3 protein-coding genes are annotated in these 2,265 nt (G+C 51.2%); 1 reads left to right on the top strand and 2 read right to left on the bottom strand.

All coding sequences use genetic code 11. The features are described from left to right. Nucleotides 1–586, top strand: a 586-nt coding sequence (locus tag VIM87_RS28825; RefSeq protein ID WP_332000331.1) for a nitrilase-related carbon-nitrogen hydrolase, incomplete at its 5' end; no start/stop codon positions are given. Nucleotide 587: 1 nt separating this feature from the next. Here the strand turns inward: VIM87_RS28825 and VIM87_RS28820 are convergent. Both VIM87_RS28820 and VIM87_RS28815 read right to left on the bottom strand, forming a co-directional pair. Beyond that, nucleotides 588–989: a DUF3592 domain-containing protein gene (locus tag VIM87_RS28820; RefSeq protein ID WP_332000330.1), complete on the bottom strand. Its 402-nt coding sequence runs from the start codon at nt 987–989 to the stop codon at nt 588–590. Between the two features lie 3 nt (nt 990–992). Then, nucleotides 993–2,258, bottom strand: coding sequence for a voltage-gated chloride channel family protein (locus tag VIM87_RS28815; RefSeq protein WP_332000332.1), 1,266 nt, complete (start codon nt 2,256–2,258; stop codon nt 993–995). Nucleotides 2,259–2,265: the final 7 nt, after the last annotated feature.

Genomic DNA, 2,265 nt, shown 5'->3' with positions numbered 1-2,265 from the left:
GCTGCATCCCTTCATTAACCCGCACCTTACACCTGGCGATCAATACGTAGTGTTTGAGCTCTTTGGCTGGAAGTGCGGGATCCTGATCTGCTACGATAATAATATCATTGAAAATGTACGCGCCACTACCTTGCTGGGCGCGGATATTATTTTTATGCCGCATGTTACTATGTGCACACCCTCAACCCGGCCAGGAGCGGGCTTTGTGGATCCGAAGCTGTGGGATAACCGCGTAGCGGATCCTACCTCTTTGCGGCTGGAATTTGATGGCATGAAGGGGCGCAGCTGGCTCATGAAATGGCTGCCTGCCCGCGCTTATGATAACGGCATTTATGTAGTGTTCTCTAATCCTATCGGGATGGATGATGATCAGCTGAAGAACGGCTGCTCCATGATCTTGGATCCGTTTGGAGATGTAATTGCAGAATGCCGTGCGCTGGATAATGATATAAGCATTGCTACCTGCACAGTGGAAAAATTACAGCAATCCGGCGGATACCGCTACCGGCAGGCCCGCAGGCCGGAGCTCTACGCAGCCATTATAGGGCAGGCGCATACTGCCGAACAGAAAGTGGTATGGATGTAATTCAGGGCCGTAATAATTTATAAACGCCGGCTATTAAAAAAACAGAGCCCAGCATCAGGATGCCTAATGGCAGGTATAATGCAATCCCCTCGGGTTTGATGATAAAACTTTTTGGATCCCGTGGGCTATACACCACCTTTACTGTTTGTCCTTTTTTTAAGGAAACAGGAAAGGTGCTGGTGTAATAAGGTTCCGTGATCCATACGTTGTTGATGGTCAGGAAGCGGATAACAGGATGTTGTGTTATGGCCTGATCGGTGCTGCCGCTAACAATATCAAAAACAACACCCTGCACCTGGATCCCTTTATTCATCACCTTTCTGGCCTTTTTTGTAAGCACCAGGAAGAGGATCACCAAAACGGCTCCAATTAATAGAAATACGTTCCTCTTCAGTTCAGGCATCTTTTACTTTTTAATGGTTGAGCTTTCGCCTTTATGCACGGCCATACGCTGCGCTTTATAAATACCACTATGCCCGCTGAAATAATACGCGGTAAAACAGGCCACTGCAAAGTATAATACATGTGAGGTGCCAAACAGCTCCACGCCCATTAAGGTGCAGGCAATAGGTGTGTTGGTGGCACCCGCAAATACGGCAATGAAGCCCATGCCGGCAAACAGATCCACCGGCGCGCCTAACAGTATGGCCAGGGTATTACCTAATGCAGCGCCTATAAAGAACAGCGGAGTTACCTCTCCCCCTTTAAAGCCCATGCCTAAGGTAATAGCGGTGAACAGCAGCTTCCATAACCAGCTCCAGGGAGTGGCGCCGCCGGCATGAAATGCATTCAGGATACTTACGCCGGATGGATACTGGCTGCTAACGCCCAGCCCCAGGTAATCGCGGGTGCCCAGCACCCAGCTGAATGCAATGATGATCACACCGCCAACGGCCGGTATCAGCCAGGCCGGCTGTATGTAACGCTGCGCATATTGTTTGATCAGGTGCATGCTGTTGGCAAACAGGTAGCTGGCCATACCAAAGGCCACACCAGCCAATACCACTTTAGCTAACAGCAGCAGGTCCATATGCAGGAAGGGTAAAAAAGGTGTGCTGTTATGCGGTGCAAAATCAATATGGTAATGGGTATGATGAATACCCCAGGCGGAACAAACAATATCTGCAAATACGGCGGCTATCAGGCAGGGCACCAGCGCATCGTACCGGATAGTTCCTATGGCCAGCACTTCCAGTGCAAACACAGCGCCGGTAAGCGGGGTGCCAAATACGGCGCCGAAACCGGCGGCAATACCTGCCATGAGTAAAATACGTATATCCTTTTCCGTGAGGCGCATACGGCGGCCCAGCAGGTGGGCCATGCTGCCGCCTATTTGTACGGCAGTACCTTCCCGCCCGGCAGAGCCGCCAAACAGGTGCGTTACAACGGTGGTGAGCAGCACCAGGGGCGCCATGCGGGCTGGTATACCGCCGCCGGGCTGGTGTATTTCATCCATAATGAGGTTGTTACCCGCTTCTGAATTTTTACCCAGCTTTTTATACAGGAAGTAAATGCCGATACCGGCTAAAGGCAGCAGGTATAATAACCAGGGTTGCTGCCAGCGCAGCCGGGTAGCTTCCTCCAGCAACCATAGGAATAACGCTACCAGCGAGCCTACGACCAGGGCCAGGGGAATTGCCAGTAAAGTCCAGCGGATCAGATGTTTAGCGATAGAGAAT

The sequence above is a fragment of the Chitinophaga sp. genome (genome assembly GCF_036569125.1).
In the GTDB taxonomy this organism is placed as follows: Bacteria; Bacteroidota; Bacteroidia; order Chitinophagales; family Chitinophagaceae; genus Chitinophaga.
The sequence above is the reverse complement of the archived record's forward strand: the minus strand, read 5'-3'. Positions and strand labels throughout refer to the sequence as shown.